Below are 17,381 nucleotides of genomic sequence, written 5' to 3' on the forward strand. Positions count from 1 at the left end.
TTTGCAATGTTGATGTTAAAAATTTAACAAATTAATATTTTATCATGGTTTTATTAGTGTTTTTACTAAAATAGACCAATCGGTGAGACAATGGATACGAAAAAAGCCGGATATCACTAAAATACAACAATCCGATTTAAATTCCGAAATTCGGGCGCTTGCATTTTCAAATGAAGATATTAATAGTAAACAACACTCGCATCCCGGCGCCTAAATATGGCGGTACCGAACGTGTTATCTGGTGGCTGGGTAAAGAGCTAAAACGATTAGGCCATGTGGTTACATACCTTGTTGCGCCTGGTTCAACCTGCCCCTTTGCCAAAGTATTGGTTTATGACCCGGCGGTTGACATTAACCTGCAGGTACCCGATGATGTAGATGTGGTACACTTTCACTTCCAGGTAAATGGATTTAGCAAAAAACCTTATTTGATTAACGTACATGATAATCCGGGCTTTGGCCAGGCTTTAAATCAAAATTCGGTATTTGTATCTGCCAACCAGGCATCGCGCTACAGCGGCGAAGCTTTTGTACACCACGGCCTCGACCCGGACGATTACCACAAGCCCGATCTATCGAAAAAACGGACACTTGTCCATTTCCTGGCCAAAGCCGCCTGGAAGGTTAAAAACGTAAAGGGCGCTATTGATGTAGCCACCCAAAGCGGCAATAAGCTGATTGTATTGGGCGGCACACGCCTCAATTTAAAAATGGGGCTGCGGTTTACACCAAACTTAAATGTAAGGTTTAAGGGCATGGTTAATAACGATGCAAAGGCCGCCGTGTTGAATACTTCCAAAGCATTGTTGTTCCCGGTATTATGGCACGAGCCTTTTGGGTTGGCTATTATTGAAAGCCTGTATTTTGGCTGCCCGGTATTAGGTACGCCCTACGGATCGCTGCCCGAACTGGTGCCGGCAGAAGTGGGGTTATTAAGCGATAGTAAATCGGACCTGGTGAACGCACTTAAGGCGATAAATCAATTTAGCAACCAGCACTGTTACGAATATGCCATGGATAACTTTATGGTACATACCATGGTACAAAAATATCTTAAGTTGTATGAGCGTGTATTAAATGGCGAACAATTGAATTTGGGATTACCAACATTACAGGTTGCCAACACGGTGAAGTATTTGCCCTGGAGTGATTAGAATAGTTTTCCTTTTAGTACCTGTTTAACCAAATCAATTAAAATTCCGAAATTCGCCCCCAATAATTCCGGCATCAAACATCCGGCATCCGAAACGGTGAAACCCTCTTTAACACCTTTGAAAAATAGACTAATTGTTAAAAATCAACACCATGCTGCAAATACAGGAAAACGTATCACTTAAAAACTTTAATACTTTCGGCATAGATGCCCAGGCGAGTTATTTTGTGGAAATAGCCCATGAGGATGACCTGGTTGAACTATTTGCCGACCCGCAATGGCAACAAACCGAGCGGTTGGTTTTAGGTGGAGGTAGCAATTTGTTATTGGTTACCAATTTTGATGGCCTGGTTATCCGTATGAATATCAGAGGCATTGAACACCGCATTAGCCATAACGATGTATTTGTAGAGGCCGGCGGCGGCGAGGTATGGAACGATTTGGTAAACTTTTGCGTTGCCCGTGAATATGCCGGGATTGAAAACCTGAGCCTGATTCCGGGCTCGGTAGGGGCATCACCCATTCAAAACATTGGTGCCTACGGTGTAGAGCTTAAGGACGCGTTTGTAAGCTGCCGAGCTTTTGAAATTGCCACCGGTACGTTTAAAACGTTTAGCAAAGCCGATTGTAAATTTGGCTACCGGGAAAGTGTTTTTAAAAGCGAGCTGAAGGGCAAATATATCATTGTATCGGTTAAATTCCATTTATCGCTTATCCCCAACATCAATACCCAGTACGGTGCAATAGGGCAGGAACTGGCCAGCCGCGGCATTACATCGCCTACTATAAAAGATGTATCGCAGGTAGTTTCACATATCAGGGTATCTAAACTGCCCGATCCTACCACCATAGGCAATGCCGGTAGTTTTTTTAAAAACCCGGTAATTAGTCAGCACGAATTTGAAGCTGTATACACTAAGTTTCCCGATGTGGTTAATTACCCGGCTGCCGACGGGCAGGTGAAATTGGCTGCCGGATGGCTTATTGAACAATGCGGCTGGAAAGGAAAAACCGTTGGCCACACGGGAACGTGGAAGAACCAGGCGCTGGTATTGGTGAACCACGGAGGTGCCACCGGAACGGAAGTTTACAACTTTTCGTCGCAAATTATAGACAGTGTGTACGCTAAATTTGGCGTTATGCTACAACGCGAGGTGAATATTATTAGTTAAAAATTTAAATTTTAACTAAATCTTCAATTTTGTTTTCATTTGTTTTCAATAAAAATTTTGCAATAATCTTTGTTTTTATATTCTAAGCAATAGTTGTTTTTGTTGCTGTTAATGTCTTGACAGGCAGGTTGTTGGTTTTGGTATAAGTGTATAGTTTACACTTATGTTTGCTTTGCTGATTTTTGGGTCCGCAGCCTGTTTTGTGCTGTATTTAATACAGTACTGGCACTATGCTTGCCTAACTGTTAACACAAAACTTTAACAAAATGACAAAGATTGAGTTTAACACCCTTGTACTGCGCCAGGCAACTTCGTTAAGATCATATGCCTTACATTTTACGCACGACGCAGACGATGCTAACGACCTTGTTCAGGATACAATGTTGAAGGCCATAACTTATTACAATAAGTTTAAAGAAGGTACCAATTTAAAAGGATGGTTATACACCATCATGAAAAATACATTTATTAACAACTATCGCCGTTTTGTTAAAATGAGCACATTTGTTACCAAAAGCGATGAAATCTCTTCGCCAAACCTGGTATTCAGTTCAACAAAAAATCAAGGCGAAGCTAAATTTGTGATGGATGATATTAAAAGAGCTTTAGATAGGTTGCCAGGCGATTATTACGTGCCATTTACCATGTATTTTGAAGGACACAAATACCATGAGATTGCCGATCATTTAGAGATACCTATAGGTACTGTAAAAACCCGCATTCACGTGGCACGTAAGCTATTGAAGAAAAACCTGAAAGCATACGATAACGGCATTGCCAAACCCGTTTACGCCGAAAACTAAATTTATAAACTCAACCATATATAAATAAAAAACCCGCTTACCAATGGCGGGTTTTTTGTTTTGAAACATTATGGGTTTCAATTTGTACTTTTGACTAAGCCGTGGCAGTCATCAGCAACTGTTAACACATCGCAATAACGGCTAAATTGCACCTCATGAACAACCGTATCTATTTTATTGCATCCGTTATCCTGATGTTGTTTGTTACCCAACAAAGCCGGGCAGACGAGCCTAACCTGAGGCATATCCGCAGTTTGCTGATGGTGTGCATGAATAACAGCAAAACAACCGATTCACTATATAAAAGCCTGGCGGTAATTAAGAACCCCGCGGGGGTAATTACAGCATATTTGGCTACCTTATCGGCATGTAAGGCCAAGCTCAGCTGGAACCCTTATATGAAGGTAAAGCACCTGAATAATGCCGAGGCAACCTATAAAACAGCCGTAAACGCTGATCCGCATAATATCGAGATCCGTTTTTTGCGCTTCTCCGTTGAGCACAATGTGCCTGGTTTTTTAGGTTTTAACAAGGATTTGGTTACCGACCGCAATGAAATTATAACTCAGCTCGGTAAAAAGAATTATGGTACCGGCGATAAGGATTTAACGGTAGCCATCATCAAATTTCTGCTGAATTCTAAACGCTGTACCCCCGCGCAAAATGAAGACCTGAACAAACGCTTAGCCGAATTAAAGTGAGATACACTTACCTCATCATCAATATATTGACGGTATTTTTTCCGTTTGTGTTATCGTTTGATAAGAAGGTGTATTTTTATAAAAGCTGGAAATATATATGGCCGGGCATGGCTACAACCGGCCTTTTCTTTTTGTTTTGGGATGTACTATTTACCATGAAAGGCGTATGGTCATTCAATCCGCAGTATATTACCGGTGTTACAATGTGGGGTTTACCGTTTGAGGAAGTGCTTTTCTTTTTAACCGTGCCGTTTGCATGTATTTTTATCTATGCCTGTTTAAATTATTATATAAAATGGCAAATAGATATGCGGTTAACCGGTATCATTAGCAGCCTGGTGATTATGTTATCTGTTTTGGGGCTTATTTTTTATTATAATAAGATTTATACAGGAGTTACTTTCGGGCTTTTGCTGATCTTGCTACTGATGCTTCAGTATGTAATTAAAACAGAATGGCTTAGCCGGTTTTACATGGCATACGTAGTTGCGCTGGTCCCATTTTACCTTGTTAATGGAATTTTAACAGCCATCCCGGTGGTTATATACAACAATAGTCAAAATATGGGCAAAAGGGTAGGGACTATACCCGTAGAAGATCATTTTTACTTAATGGCGCTGTTACTTATGAATATCGGCTTTTTTGAGTACTTTAAAACAAGAAAAAAAACGGATGACCGATCTGCCTGAATACACCAAATCGCAACTGGCCCTGCGCAACGGGCAGGATAAGCCCCGGATTTGGGTGGCTTATAAAGGTATTATATATGATGTAACCGAAAGCCGCCTATGGCGTAATGGCAAACACTATGAGCATTGGGCCGGCCAGGATTTGACCCCCGAGCTTGTTGATGCCCCGCATACCGAAACGGTGTTTGAAAAGTTTGAGAAAGTGGGCAGGCTAAGCGCAGGCCCCCCAACCCCCTGAAGGGGGAGTTAAAAATATAGGCTGCTCTCCAAAGAAACAGCCTATATTTTTAACCCGCAATTCAAAAGTCTTCTCCTTTGGAGAGGATTTAGGTGAGGCTCTTATATCTCAAACTTGGCCAATCCCACAAATTGGGCTATGCGGGCAGCAATTTCTTCCTGTGTCAGGTTTCTTAATCTTTCAGATCCAAACTTCTCCACGCAGAATGACGCCAGGGCCGAGCCATAGATGATGGCGTTTTTCATGCTTTCGAAGCTCACGGTGCCCGCTTTGGCCATATAGCCGATAAACCCGCCGGCAAACGTGTCGCCTGCGCCTGTGGGGTCAAAAACCTCCTCTAAGGGAAGGGCAGGGGCGCTAAATATTTTATCCTCATGGAAAAGTAAGGCACCGTGCTCGCCTTTTTTAATAATAAGATATTGCGGCCCCATTGTTAAAATTTTACGGGCAGCCTTTACCAGCGAAAATTCGCCTGATAACTGGCGTGCTTCGGCATCGTTGATGGTTAGTACATCTACCAGCTTCAAAGTTTTCAGCAATTCATCCAGGGCAATATCCATCCAAAAGTTCATGGTATCCATTACAATGAGTTTGGGGCGGTTTTTAAGACGTTCGATAACGCTTTGCTGAACCTGTGGTGATAAATTGCCCAGCATGAGGTATTCGCAGTCCTGGTACGATTCGGGAATTATCGGATCGAAATCGGCCAAAACGTTTAGCTCAGTAACCAATGTATCACGACTGTTCATATCGTTATGGTACCTGCCACTCCAAAAAAACGATTTCTCGCCCTGTTTAATTTGCAGCCCTTCGGTATCTACATTGTGTTTGTTGAGGTCTTCAATCTCGCTTTGTGGGAAGTCATCGCCCACCACGGCAACGATATTTATATCGTCAAAAAAGTAAGAAGCGCCCAAACTTGCGAAGGTTGCCGACCCGCCGACGATTTTATCCGTCTTCCCGAAGGGGGTCTCAATTGCGTCAAATGCCACAGTACCAATAACTAACAAACTCATGGAAAATATTTTAATTTTTTTTTGCGCAAATATTGTGAAATTACCGCAGAAATTATACTTTTGCACCACTCCAAACGGAAAAATAGTCCTGAGTAGCTCAGCCGGTTAGAGCATCTGACTGTTAATCAGAGGGTCGCTGGTTCGAGCCCAGCCTCAGGAGCCTCAAAATCAATGATTTAACCCCACTCTGGCGAGTGGGGTTTTTTTATTCGCATAGTTTTCGCATATTTTTTCAGTATTTGTATACCGCAGTCGAAATTACTTTAATTGACGGTAGACGTTTTTCAAGCATTCATTTGCTTTAAAAACCCATAGCAATTTCAGATTGGTGTTTCTAATCTATATTAATTTTAGAGAAGATATCCTTCAATGTGGAGGCGCAACTTCATAAAGAGTATGGTTTGCAATTATCAAGTAAATCATCAAGTGCCTCAAATATTTCATCCAAATAAAGTGTTTCATTACGGAAAACCAACGAATTATTAAACGAGTTATATCCTCTATGGGTATTTAAAGGGGGATCATTGAATATCCCGCTCCTTAAAGATGGGTTCATTGCCAAATCAATATATACCCCTTGCGAATTACCTTGAAAATATTCTTCAACGCGCTCATCATAATGCTCGAAAAAATTATTACGAAATTTACGGTTGGAAAGAGGATTGTCATTTTCAACTTTGAGCAATCGCCTTAATTTTTCTCCGCGTATTTTATATTTCTGTTTTGGCCAAAGAATCTTTGATACATTTCCTGCTGCTACAAGAATAGATTGAATAGAGCACCAGGTTTCGACATGATCAAAATTGTCATGGGTAGCCTGCAAACGTTCAGCGGCTCTTTGTGCAATTTTAGATTGTAGGGCAATCTCACCTATAAAAATCATTTCTTGAAGGCCTGTCATATAATTGGAAATTTAATTTTCTTGCCTGAATAAAAGTCGTTTTTGAGTTTCGTTTAAGTAACTGAAACAAAATACAAACTATTCTGCGCAGCCTATTTGCGTAGCGGTTATGAATTTATTTATTTCTGCACAAACTCCTATCAATTAAGATCACCAGCCTAAATTTTTTCCTTTTCTTGCCGTTGTTTTGATTTTTTTGCTGTCCGAGTCGGATAAACTCGGAGTATTGAGTGGCAATAGTGAGATAATTTTGCCTCCATAACGATTAAAAAAAGCTGTTATGGAAATATTAACTTTTGATCAATTACCTAAAGCGGTGGGCGAGCTTTTAGAGAAAGTATCTAAAATAGAAGATATACTCAGTCATAATCATCCAAATGATGCTGACACCGATGCTGACAGCCTATTCTCAATCAAGCAAGCATCTATATTTCTAAACTTGTCGATTTCAACCATTTACGGAAAAGTGTGCCGACGGGAAATTCCGGTAAGTAAACAAGGGAAGAAACTGTATTTCAATAAAACCGAATTACTTGATTGGATAAAATCAGGCCGGAAGAGAACGCTGGCTGAAGTTGCTGATTCGGTACAATTAACTCCATCAAGGCGTGCTCAACGATAATGGAATCACCCAAACATTTTATTAAAAAAGATACATCATGGCAAAGATCATCACATTAGCGCACCAGAAAGGCGGAGTTGGCAAAAGCACCCTGGCGCTTAACCTGGCTTTATGCTTTAAAGATCAGTTAAGAGTTGCTTTAATCGACTCGGATTTACAGGGGAGTATTTATCATTTAAAGGAGGATTTTCCAGAACTTGATATTTTGGCTCCTGAAAAGATCAGTGAGATTCCAACATTGGATTATGACCTGATTATCGTCGATACGCCCCCCTATTTATCAAATCGGTTGAACGAATTGTTCAGTTATTCAGATTACGTTTTGGTTCCAACAAAAGCTGGCTTTTTTGATGTTATGGCCATCAAGTCTACTTTGGCACTTGTTAAATTTTCCCAGGCTCAAAATCAGCGGTTGAAGGCTGGAATTGTCTTAAATATGCTTAAACCCCGGTCAGGGATAACAGCAGAGGTTGTTGAGCTAATCCAGACCCTTGGTACGCCTCTTTTAAACACTCGGGTATTTGACCGTGTAAGTCTCGCGAGATCGTCAATGACTGCCGGAATTTTAAAAAGCAATGATCAAAAGGCAATTGAGGAGGTTACGTTTCTCGCGGAAGAGATTGTTGACCTGATCAGTGTATAATGTAGCAATGAACATTTGTACAAATGTTCATTTGAATAAAGCTGCATTTGTAGAAATGTAGGTTTGTTTAAATATTCATTTGTACAAACCTCTAAATGTTCATGTGTTCAAATGTTCATTTGAAGTAATCTTCAAATATTCATTGCTGCATTTGCAGTTTCCTACAAATGTTCACGTAGTAAAAAATGCTATGGATGATTATAAAAAAAAGCTGGGCTCACTGGCTGATAAAATTAAAAATGATGCACCTCATGCACCTATACAACAGGTGTTGCCAATAAAGCATCAGCCAGTATCTGCCGATGAAGAAGAGGCCCGTTTTAACAACTGGATCCCCAAGGGACTTAAAAGAAGGATCAAGGCATACGGAGCTCAACATGATATATCGCAGAAGGATATCACCATCGAAGCTTTAAAGGATTTTTTAAAAAATAAAGGGAACTAAAGTTAATAAGTAATATATGCCTGTAATGGAAAATGGAAGGGATTAAACTGCTGTCTTTTCGCAGTTAGCAAGATGTACGTTTGTACCACAAACGAATCTTGCCCTCTACTCCGAAGTCGTTTCGGGACCATCGTCAAACCCTCCGAAGTCGGTTTGTTTAAACTTTTTAATATGGAAGCAGGTAATGAAAATCGTTCAAAGTGGATCAAGGTTCGGCTGAAACCAAGTGAAGAAGAACAGCTAAATAAAAGCTTTAAAAAAACCACCTTTCAAAACTTAAGTGAGTTCGGCAGAGCGATGATCCTGGGTAAGCCGGTAACTGTAATTCACCGGGACAAATCAATGGATGAAATATTGGAGGAGCTGGCTTTGCTAAGACGTGAATTAAACGCTATCGGCAACAATTTAAACCAGGCTGTCCGGAATATTAATAGTGCACATGGTTTCCCCGATACACGATTATGGATGAATTTATTAACGATAATTAACGGAAAACTGGAACCATCAATCAGCGAAATCAAAGAACGTATGTCTAAATATTCTGATCTATGGTCGCAAAAATTAAAAGTGGAAAGAGCCTGATCGGCGCTTTGCACTATAATGAAAATAAGGTCAAAGCCGGAAAAGCAAAGTTAATTGCCACGAACGGCTACGTTAAAAGTCACGAAAAGTTATCATTTTATGATAAACTTTTCCGGCTTAAAGACCTGGCCGGAAGGAATTTCCGGACTAAAACAAATACGGTCCATCTTTCACTAAACTTTGATGTAAGCGAGCAAATTGATGATGATAAATTGACAGCCATCGCCGATGTATACATGAAAAAGATCGGGTTTGAATGGCAGCCCTATTTGATCTATAAACATTTCGATGCCGGTCATCCGCACATACATATTATTACGACAAACATTGAAGCCGATGGAAGCCGCATCAGTCTGCATAATATCGGCCGCTTAGTTTCAGAACCTGCAAGAAAGGAAATCGAGTTAGAATTTGGATTGATCCAGGCCGACTCCAAAAAAGACCTTAATAAGCAAATCGAACGCGCTCTGGTAAAACCATTAGTATATGGTTCAACTGATACCAAACGAGCTATGACAAATATTGTGAACGAAGTAATTCAACAATACAAATTCACGAGCCTCCCCGAGTTTAATGCCATATTGAAACTATACAATATAGAAGCCGACCGAGGAACCAAAGAATCTGTCATGTTTGATAAAGCGGGGCTGCGTTATTGGGCTTTAGATAACCATGGAATAAGGGTCGGTGTGCCAATTAAGGCAAGTGCAATTTATAGGAAACCAACGCTTAAATTATTGGAAGACCAGTTCCGGTTAGGAGAATACTTAAGAAAGCCCTTTAAAGATAAGGTCAAGTCCAGAATTGACAGTGCCATTTCGAAGGCATCCACTAAAGATAAGTTCATTGATGAATTGAAACGGCGCGGTATTAAAGGTATGTTCCGCGAAAATGCAGAAGGCAGGATTTACGGTGTGACCTATGTTGACCTTGAAAACAAGGTCGTTTTTAACGGCAGTGATCTTGGAAAGAATTACAGTGCCGGTTCTACTATTAACATGATACAAAATAACGACGAAGCAACCAGCCAGTATTATGGAAGCATAGGCGATCAAGAAAAAGATCTACAAATTGAAAATTCTCTTGATTCAAATAGCAAATTCTCACGATCAATTTTGGATGAGCTGCTTAGCCCAACGGATCTATCTGGTAGCGAAAACCTTTTCGAACGCCGGAAAAAGAAAAAACGCAGGAAGTTGAACCTTTAATTAAAAGTTATGCAAACTGGTGAAAATGAACAAGCGCTCAGAAAGATCATGGACTTTACCAGATATTTAGGTATACTGATATTGATCCTTCATTTTTATTTTAGCTGTTATGGTGCATTTGAACAAATGCACTTGACATACCCGATTGTCAATCGAATATTAGTCAACATTTATAAGCTTCCTGTCTTTAGAAATTCACTGCTGACAAAATCGCTTGCTATCGTCTTTTTGATTGCCTCGCTGATTGGTAGTAAGGGAAAGAAAGATCAAAAGGTTCGTTTAGTCAATGCTATAACCTATATAATACTCGGATTATTGTTTTATTATTTAAGTGGAATTTTATTTAGCCTCCGTTTGTCGATTTTGGCAATTGGGATCATTTATATCAGCGTAACAAGCCTGGGGTTCCTTCTTTTCATTTCTGGGGTCAGCTTATTGTTCAGGATCATTAATATCAATTTAACGGGAGACATTTTTAATAAGGAAAACGAAACGTTTCCACAGGAGGAGCGCCTGCTGGAAAATGAATATTCAGTAAACCTGCCTGCTGAATATCACCTCAAAAATAAGAAAAGGCAGAGCTGGATAAACGTGATCAACCCGTTCAGATCACTGCTTGTTTGCGGGGGACCTGGAGCGGGCAAATCGTATTTTGTAATTCGGCATGTAATTACACAGCACATTAAAAAGGGTTTTAGCATGCTGATCTACGATTTTAAATTCCCTGATCTTTCAATCATTGCCTATAATGCCTTACTAAAGCATGCAGGAAATTATAAGAAAAAGCCCAGTATTTGGTTTATCGATTTTGATAAGATCAAACACCGCTGCAATCCATTGGAGCCGGGAAGCATGACAGACATCACAGATGCGATGGAATCATCCCGTACTTTTATGCTCGGGTTGAATCGCGAATGGATCAAAAAGCAAGGTGACTTCTTCGTAGAATCTCCGATCAATTTTGTCACTGCACTTATTTGGTTTTTGAAAAAGTATCAGGATGGTAAATATTGTACGCTGCCTCACGCGATTGAATTAGCTCAGGTAGATTATAAATACCTGTTTGCGTTGCTGAAAATGGAACCTGAAATTGAAGTGTTGATCAATCCATTTATATCTGCCTGGCAAAACGAGGCGTATGATCAGTTGGAGGGGCAGGTAGCCAGCGCAAAGATCAGCATGGCCCGCCTGGTTTCGCCGGCACTATATTACGTGTTGTCGGGAAATGATTTCAACCTGGATCTAAATAACCCGGAAGATCCAAAAATCATTTGCATGGGTAATAACCCAATGAAACAGCAAGTTTACGGTGCGGTATTATCTCTCTATATTTCAAGAACGATAAAGCTGGTGAATCAAAAAAACAGGCTGAAGTGCAACTTGGTTTTTGATGAGTTTCCTACCATATACTTTAACAATATGGATAGCCTTATCGCTACAGCACGTTCTAATAAGGTTGCTACCACGCTCGCCGTACAAGATTATAGCCAGCTCAAAAAGGACTATGGTCGCGAACAGGCGGAGGTGATCATGAATATTGTCGGCAATATTATATCAGGCCAGGTTACCGGTGATACCGCAAAACAATTGAGTGAACGGTTTGGAAAGATTATGCAGGAGCGTCAAAGTGTAACCATTAATAGTCAGGATACTTCAATTAGTAAATCAACACAACTGGATTTTGCCATACCTGCTTCAAAGATAGCTACGTTATCGTCGGGAGAATTTGTCGGGCTGGTTGCTGATAACCCTGATAACAAAATAGACTTGAAGGTTTTTCATAGTTCGATCATTAATGATCATGACGCCATTAAGACTGAGGAGAATGGGTATAGGAGCATACCGGAGATTAGAAAAACGGATAGTGATATGCTCATGGCCAATTACTTGAGTATAAAAAATGATATCCAAAACATCGTGGTTCAGGAACTTACTTCAAAAGAGCCGCGAGCCTAGTTTATACAACTTCAGGGCGTAAAGGGTTGCGATAATTTTAATGGCCGATTAGTTGAAATAACTGCATTTATGAATTTTTTCTCCTTACGCAATGCGTAAGTGCTGATTAATCAATAGTTAATACTCATAGATTTCTACTACCCTTTTGTCCCTGTTTCGGTCATAATATATGGCGTTATTTTACTTCATATAATTCATTTAAAGTTTGTGCTGTGTAAGTCATAAACATAAGCGAATACCTACATATGAAAAGTGAAGTAAATCAGGACAGCGATGTATCAGTTTATACTACGTCACCAGCAAGTCTTAAAACTGAAGAGTTTTTTGATTATGAGTTATTAATTGCCAACCAAGGCATAACCTATTGTTTTACTAAACCTTATATCGTAGTTGGCAAGCATACACTCAAGGAAGGCTGGCTGATTCACGTCTCAATCGTCCGCCAGCAATTTATGCTTGCTGCCCCTCGGATTATCAGTGAATTAATGAATGCTCAGGTATCGTTTCTCATGCCGTCTGGGTCGTTACTGCATAACGAAATTCTTGACGGCCGAAGGGGATTAGATCTTGTAGGTAAGGTGATATCGGTAATATCTATGGATGTAAACCAGGTAAAACATCTTACCAAAACTTTAATCGGGTTGACGAAGGATTTAAAGGGTCCGGAAGTTCTTGATGCGGCCGGCATTTCTACATGTGTTTATCTTTCTTATGGAACATTAATCCCCGGGGAATCAAAATTAAGAATCAGGAGAGGTGTACCGGTCAGTGGTACAAATATTCTTATTGATCATTTAAAGGCGCGAAAAATTGACTGGCCTTTCAATGACCTGTTCCCTCTAAAAAAAGAAAAGACCACCCGGCTCATAGCACGACGTTATCTGCCCCTGCAGCAAATTAAAAAAGACCCCAAAGGATCAGTTTGGAAATGCATTAAACTAAACCTGATTTATAATAGTGAATTGTGTTTGTTGAAACAGGGCAATCCACACCAATGCTTTGACGATTCAGGGAGGGACATCCGCGATAGGCTGAATTGGCAGTTCGAGGTGCAGAAAAAACTAACTCGGGCGGTGCCCTTGCCTCAAATAAAGGAGATTTTTGAGTATGGTCATAGAACTTATTTATCAATGGAGTTTCTTGAAGGAACTTCATTGAGCGATATCGTAACCTCGATCTTCTCAGGCAAAAACTGGATTAATCAGGAAGCTCGCCAACAATTCGAATTATTGTCCCTGACGACGAAGGTCATAGACATCATTGCGAATCTCCATCGACAGGAGTTTTTGCATCGGGATTTGAATCCGGATAATTTTATTGTTTTACCTAATGGAAAAGTATATCTCACAGATCTGGAATTGTGCTACTCAATAGCACATCAACTTCCCAGTCCACCATTTTTACTTGGAACACCTGGATATATTTCTCCACAACAACAGAATTCTTTGCCCCCGCAACACAGTGATGACATATACAGCCTGGGAGGGATTTTAATCAAAATATTTACAGGCTTGCCACCTTTAAAGTTCAGTACGCAATACACCCTGTATTTGGCAGAACAACTTGAATACTTTTTCCCAAATGAAACGATTTGCCGTTTGATCGAAGCATGCCTGCACCCGGATCCTACAGAAAGGCCAACATTATATTTCATTAATAAAACGATCGAATCGTTTCGATCGGATTTATTATCGACAGAAAGTTCATCCCAAATATCTATTCATCCAACTTTTAGATCGCAAAACTTAAAAGAGGCTGTTAAAGCTTTGGCCACACCGCTTTTCATTGACGATAAATTAAACTGGCTATCAGAAAGTTTTGGTTTAGCTGAAGGCCGGTGGGGTATGATGTATGCCCTTGCTAAATATGCAAGTACAGACCTGTTTGATAGTGAAGATGAAAGTATGGTGCGACATCACCTGCGCGAAATGCTGCAGTTAGAAAATTTAAAAAAGAACGAGGTTCAGGGCAATTTCTTTCCCGGTAAGATTGACTTAATAGTGTCAACTGCAGCGCTTTCAGTGGCAAAATTATTGCCAGGAAATTATACTGCTGAATCGGCGCTTGATTTATTAGATGTGTCACCTGTTTACCTGGGGTTAAAGAATGGATTAGCTGGTCAGGGGCTGGCTATTTTAAATTACCAGTATATAATAAACTCACGCGAAGCCTATGGCCGGTTGAACGATATCATTCAAACAATATTAGCTCGGCAAGAGGCCGACGGGTCCTGGCTGCTGGATGACGAGGAAACAAGGAACTCTCGGGTAAAGGTGCCGGGATTATTTCACGGCATTGCAGGTATTGCTCTTTTTTTGTTTTCCTGTGCGGATAAACTGGATCATCATAAAGCAGGCGAAGCTGCCCGGAAAGCGCTGTCATACCTGGCCGGAGTCAGAACGCTGCAAAATGGACATCAGATATGGACGGTAAACCCAAACGTTTCTAACGCTAATCCCTGGGTGGAATGTGGGTTTACGGGAATTGCCTATGTTTTCATTGAGGCTTACCGGTATTTTCAGGACCCTTTGTACAAAGAAATCGCGAGTGAAGCGCTGCTGGCACATCCGACATTTATTTCAAGCTATTTTACAAGTTTTTCCAACGGCTTAGCCGGTCTTGGCGAGGTGTATATTGAAGCCGGCCAGGTATTTAACGAAACGGAATGGCGGGAACGGGCAAACCACATCGCATTGTTCTTCCATCATACAGGCAACAGGTCTAAAAACGGTTTTCACTATTGGCACCCCGACGATTATTTCGAGCAAAAAGTTGGCCTTTGCGACGGACATGCGGGCATATTGCACTTTTTAATACGCCAGTCAAATCCGGACAAATTTAGTTTCCCACTATTACAAGTTTAATAAAATGAGTCATGAAAAAAGAAGTATTAATTGAGGTAATCACAGCCCTAATGATCTTATTATTCCTATATGCCAGCTTCAGCAAGTTGGTTAATATATCCGCGTTTGTGCATTCGATGCAGAATCAACCTTTCCCGAAATGGTTTGCGACATTGATTATTTGGACGCTCCCCGCGACAGAAATCGCCGTTTCGGCAATGCTTGTTTTTGAAAAGACGAGGTTGTTGGGGTTCTATTTATTTATCGGACTCATGAGCGCGTTCTCGCTTTACATCGGTGCCATCCTGTTGCATTTCTTTCCTTATGTGCCATGTACCTGCGGCGGCGTTATCCAGTTACTCGGCTGGTGGCAGCACCTCGTATTTAATTTAGCATTTGTATTCCTGGCGGCATTCGGGATTTACTGCTTAAAAACAACGCAATCAGTCATAAAATCGAAGTTGCATGGTCTCTCAAATTAACGACTGGTAAACATAAAAATAGTTGAACACTTACCATATGCATCTAAAGGATGCATACCAAGATATTTCACGCGCGAAATCAGGTTTTAACCGGCACCTGGGTAACAACCGGAAGACTAAATTTAAAACAAAAATTTTATGAAAAAGTTAAAAGTTGGCCTGATGGCCATGGTCTCAATCACTGGTATCGGCAGTGCCTTTGCGTTCAATGCACCCAAACACCAAGTTGGAACAACGTACTATGCCATCCAAACCACGGGCAACCATGCCAGATGGACAGCAGTACATCCTACCGGACCTGGTATAGCCTGTAGCACGGCTACGTTGAAATTAAACTGTACTATTACGTCGACCAGTAGCGGTGTCACCAGTTTACCGGACGACACCTATCCAGCTCAGTTTAGTAAGGTAAACCCTTCGCAAGAAGCCTATAATAACTAATTTTTTGTAGGCTATACGGGCTGTCCGGAGACAAGCCCGTATATTTTATTTTATCCCATCCTCAATTAATTTAGTCAAATCTTTTCCACCATCTCCCCTGGGATCTGTAGGATTTTGCATCATTCTCCCTTCTTTATCGATTAATATGAGCGTCGGATAACCAGATGCGGCGACATCATAATGAGTTATGGTTGCATCCTTGTCGCCGCGACCTGCCGTGTATAAATTTGTACGCGCTTTGGTCGTATAAACACCGGATTGTATGCCTCTCAGCCAACGATCTTTTTCCTTGTCGACGCTGATACTTACGAAAGCAACAGGTTGTCCGGCGAATTTTTTTTCGATGACTTTAAGATATGGGAAAATAGCGCGGCAATTACCACAGCCGGTATACCAAAAATCCAGTAAGACTACTTTTCCTTTAAATTCGGATAGGTAATGTAGTTTCCCACTTGTGTCGGGTAGTTCAAAATTGAAAGCCTGATTTCCAACAGCATGGTTGGCAATTAATTTTTTTAGTGCAATTGTAAGATCTGCCTCCTCAACATATGTTAATGCATCGTTGGCCAACTGGGTAAAATCAACATTTGATTTTGTATTTCGATAAAGCAATTGCACAATTAACCGATCTCTCAACATCCCCGAATAACTTGATTTTATGTCATTATACATTTTTATCAAACTAAAAGGTTTATTAGCAACGAAACAAGAATCAAAAGAATACGTGGCGAATATTCCAAAAGCAAGATTTAAGCTGTAAGGCGATTCAGGCATTTCATATACTTTGTTTTTTTTGATCAGACTATCAGGAAGACCCGGCCGACACTCCCGGAGACTGTCAATAACCTGTTTGATTATATCCTTTTTACTGAACCCCAATACATAATACTTACTCAGATAATCGCCCAGAATATCAGCTTCAAACATTCCTTTAATTGCAGGACTTATCAAGTTTTGCTTGCTCTCCAGGTATTTGATTTTTTCCAGGTAAGCAGTATCCGCTTTAAAGGCATATCTGCAAAAACCTTTTGAACTTGCGATACTCACCGGAATATCATATTTAAAGTATAGGCTGTCAATGTGATCGGCAACTTTAAATTTGGTAGCTCCTTTCCCGGAAATATTCAGTTTGCCGTTCGTTTCGGTTAATAAAATATTATCGCCGGCTTCTAAATAATAATTAGAGTTCATACGACGGTACACATCGAGACTCGGAGGGAGATCGATCCGGTTAAGTCTTAAATGAAATCGCATAGGGAAATTGCCCACCGGTATTTTGAATAGGGTCACATGATTGACCAGGTTTTGCGTGTAGATCTGCTGGATTCCGGGTATTGCCGCTGTTCCGTATTTATCACTTACAAGGCTTATAGCCTCATTACTGTTTAAGCTATATAATTTACAGGTTATCGTGGCATATTTTTGTTGCGCTGAAGCGTACAGCATTAGTAAGCAGCAGCAAGCGGTGTTAAGTATCTTTTTCATC

General features: G+C 40.6%; 18 protein-coding genes and 1 tRNA gene. 16 read left to right on the plus strand and 3 right to left on the minus strand.

Annotated features, from left to right (window positions below):
* The first annotated feature begins 170 nt into the window (after positions 1-170).
* From PQ469_RS02830 to PQ469_RS02855, 6 genes are all read left to right on the plus strand, one after another.
* Positions 171-1,154: a glycosyltransferase gene (locus tag PQ469_RS02830; protein ID WP_274211622.1), complete on the plus strand. Its 984-nt coding sequence runs from the start codon at positions 171-173 to the stop codon at positions 1,152-1,154.
* 151 nt (positions 1,155-1,305) lie between these two features.
* A complete protein-coding gene (murB, locus tag PQ469_RS02835) occupies positions 1,306-2,325 on the plus strand; it encodes a UDP-N-acetylmuramate dehydrogenase (RefSeq protein WP_274211623.1) in 1,020 nt (339 codons plus the stop codon).
* A 266-nt stretch (positions 2,326-2,591) separates the two neighbouring features.
* Positions 2,592-3,128 carry an RNA polymerase sigma factor gene (locus PQ469_RS02840; RefSeq protein ID WP_090642614.1) on the plus strand — a complete coding sequence of 179 codons (537 nt, stop codon included), beginning with the start codon at positions 2,592-2,594 and terminating at the stop codon, positions 3,126-3,128.
* A 155-nt stretch (positions 3,129-3,283) separates the two neighbouring features.
* The gene (locus PQ469_RS02845) at positions 3,284-3,829 is read left to right on the plus strand and encodes a hypothetical protein (RefSeq protein WP_274211624.1); all 546 of its coding nucleotides are present in this window, start codon (positions 3,284-3,286) and stop codon (positions 3,827-3,829) included.
* Entirely contained in the window at positions 3,826-4,518 is a 693-nt protein-coding gene (locus PQ469_RS02850) for a lycopene cyclase domain-containing protein (RefSeq protein WP_274211625.1), read from the plus strand. The genes PQ469_RS02845 and PQ469_RS02850 overlap by 4 nt, the downstream gene beginning before the upstream one ends.
* Positions 4,502-4,756, plus strand: a complete 255-nt coding sequence (locus tag PQ469_RS02855; RefSeq protein WP_274211626.1) for a cytochrome b5 domain-containing protein — start codon at positions 4,502-4,504, stop codon at positions 4,754-4,756. Before PQ469_RS02850 ends, PQ469_RS02855 begins: the two co-directional genes overlap by 17 nt.
* A gap of 101 nt (positions 4,757-4,857) precedes the next feature.
* On the opposite strand, the gene PQ469_RS02860 is transcribed toward PQ469_RS02855, so the two are convergent.
* Entirely contained in the window at positions 4,858-5,772 is a 915-nt protein-coding gene (locus PQ469_RS02860; protein ID WP_090643953.1) for a PfkB family carbohydrate kinase, read from the minus strand.
* Positions 5,773-5,858: 86 nt separating this feature from the next.
* Between PQ469_RS02860 and PQ469_RS02865 the strand changes: the two genes are divergently transcribed.
* A tRNA-Asn gene (locus PQ469_RS02865) sits at positions 5,859-5,932 on the plus strand.
* A gap of 225 nt (positions 5,933-6,157) precedes the next feature.
* Here the strand turns inward: PQ469_RS02865 and PQ469_RS02870 are convergent.
* Positions 6,158-6,673 carry a hypothetical protein gene (locus PQ469_RS02870; protein WP_274211627.1) on the minus strand — a complete coding sequence of 172 codons (516 nt, stop codon included), beginning with the start codon at positions 6,671-6,673 and terminating at the stop codon, positions 6,158-6,160.
* A gap of 280 nt (positions 6,674-6,953) precedes the next feature.
* Between PQ469_RS02870 and PQ469_RS02875 the strand changes: the two genes are divergently transcribed.
* The 9 genes from PQ469_RS02875 to PQ469_RS02915 all read left to right on the plus strand — a co-directional run bounded on the left by PQ469_RS02875 (position 6,954) and on the right by PQ469_RS02915 (position 15,895).
* Entirely contained in the window at positions 6,954-7,295 is a 342-nt protein-coding gene (locus tag PQ469_RS02875; RefSeq protein WP_274211628.1) for a helix-turn-helix domain-containing protein, read from the plus strand.
* A 37-nt stretch (positions 7,296-7,332) separates the two neighbouring features.
* On the plus strand, positions 7,333-7,938 hold the full coding sequence (locus PQ469_RS02880; protein WP_274211629.1) for a ParA family protein: 606 nt from the start codon (positions 7,333-7,335) through the stop codon (positions 7,936-7,938).
* Between the two features lie 190 nt (positions 7,939-8,128).
* The gene (locus PQ469_RS02885; RefSeq protein WP_274211630.1) at positions 8,129-8,383 is read left to right on the plus strand and encodes a hypothetical protein; all 255 of its coding nucleotides are present in this window, start codon (positions 8,129-8,131) and stop codon (positions 8,381-8,383) included.
* A 171-nt stretch (positions 8,384-8,554) separates the two neighbouring features.
* Positions 8,555-8,965 (plus strand): plasmid mobilization protein, encoded by a 411-nt coding sequence (locus tag PQ469_RS02890; protein ID WP_274211631.1) that lies wholly within the window; start codon positions 8,555-8,557, stop codon positions 8,963-8,965.
* The gene (locus tag PQ469_RS02895; RefSeq protein WP_274211632.1) at positions 8,932-10,173 is read left to right on the plus strand and encodes a relaxase/mobilization nuclease domain-containing protein; all 1,242 of its coding nucleotides are present in this window, start codon (positions 8,932-8,934) and stop codon (positions 10,171-10,173) included. Before PQ469_RS02890 ends, PQ469_RS02895 begins: the two co-directional genes overlap by 34 nt.
* Positions 10,174-10,182: 9 nt before the next feature.
* Positions 10,183-12,129, plus strand: a complete 1,947-nt coding sequence (gene mobC, locus PQ469_RS02900) for a conjugal transfer protein MobC (protein WP_274211633.1) — start codon at positions 10,183-10,185, stop codon at positions 12,127-12,129.
* Positions 12,130-12,374: 245 nt separating this feature from the next.
* Complete coding sequence (locus tag PQ469_RS02905; protein WP_274211634.1) at positions 12,375-14,993, plus strand: lanthionine synthetase LanC family protein; 2,619 nt, start codon at positions 12,375-12,377, stop codon at positions 14,991-14,993.
* Between the two features lie 11 nt (positions 14,994-15,004).
* On the plus strand, positions 15,005-15,454 hold the full coding sequence (locus PQ469_RS02910; protein ID WP_274211635.1) for a MauE/DoxX family redox-associated membrane protein: 450 nt from the start codon (positions 15,005-15,007) through the stop codon (positions 15,452-15,454).
* A 162-nt stretch (positions 15,455-15,616) separates the two neighbouring features.
* Entirely contained in the window at positions 15,617-15,895 is a 279-nt protein-coding gene (locus PQ469_RS02915) for a hypothetical protein (RefSeq protein ID WP_274211636.1), read from the plus strand.
* A 45-nt stretch (positions 15,896-15,940) separates the two neighbouring features.
* On the opposite strand, the gene PQ469_RS02920 is transcribed toward PQ469_RS02915, so the two are convergent.
* Complete coding sequence (locus PQ469_RS02920) at positions 15,941-17,380, minus strand: TlpA family protein disulfide reductase (RefSeq protein WP_274211637.1); 1,440 nt, start codon at positions 17,378-17,380, stop codon at positions 15,941-15,943.
* Position 17,381: the final 1 nt, after the last annotated feature.

The sequence above is a fragment of the Mucilaginibacter sp. KACC 22773 genome (genome assembly GCF_028736215.1).
Taxonomy (GTDB): domain Bacteria; phylum Bacteroidota; class Bacteroidia; order Sphingobacteriales; family Sphingobacteriaceae; genus Mucilaginibacter.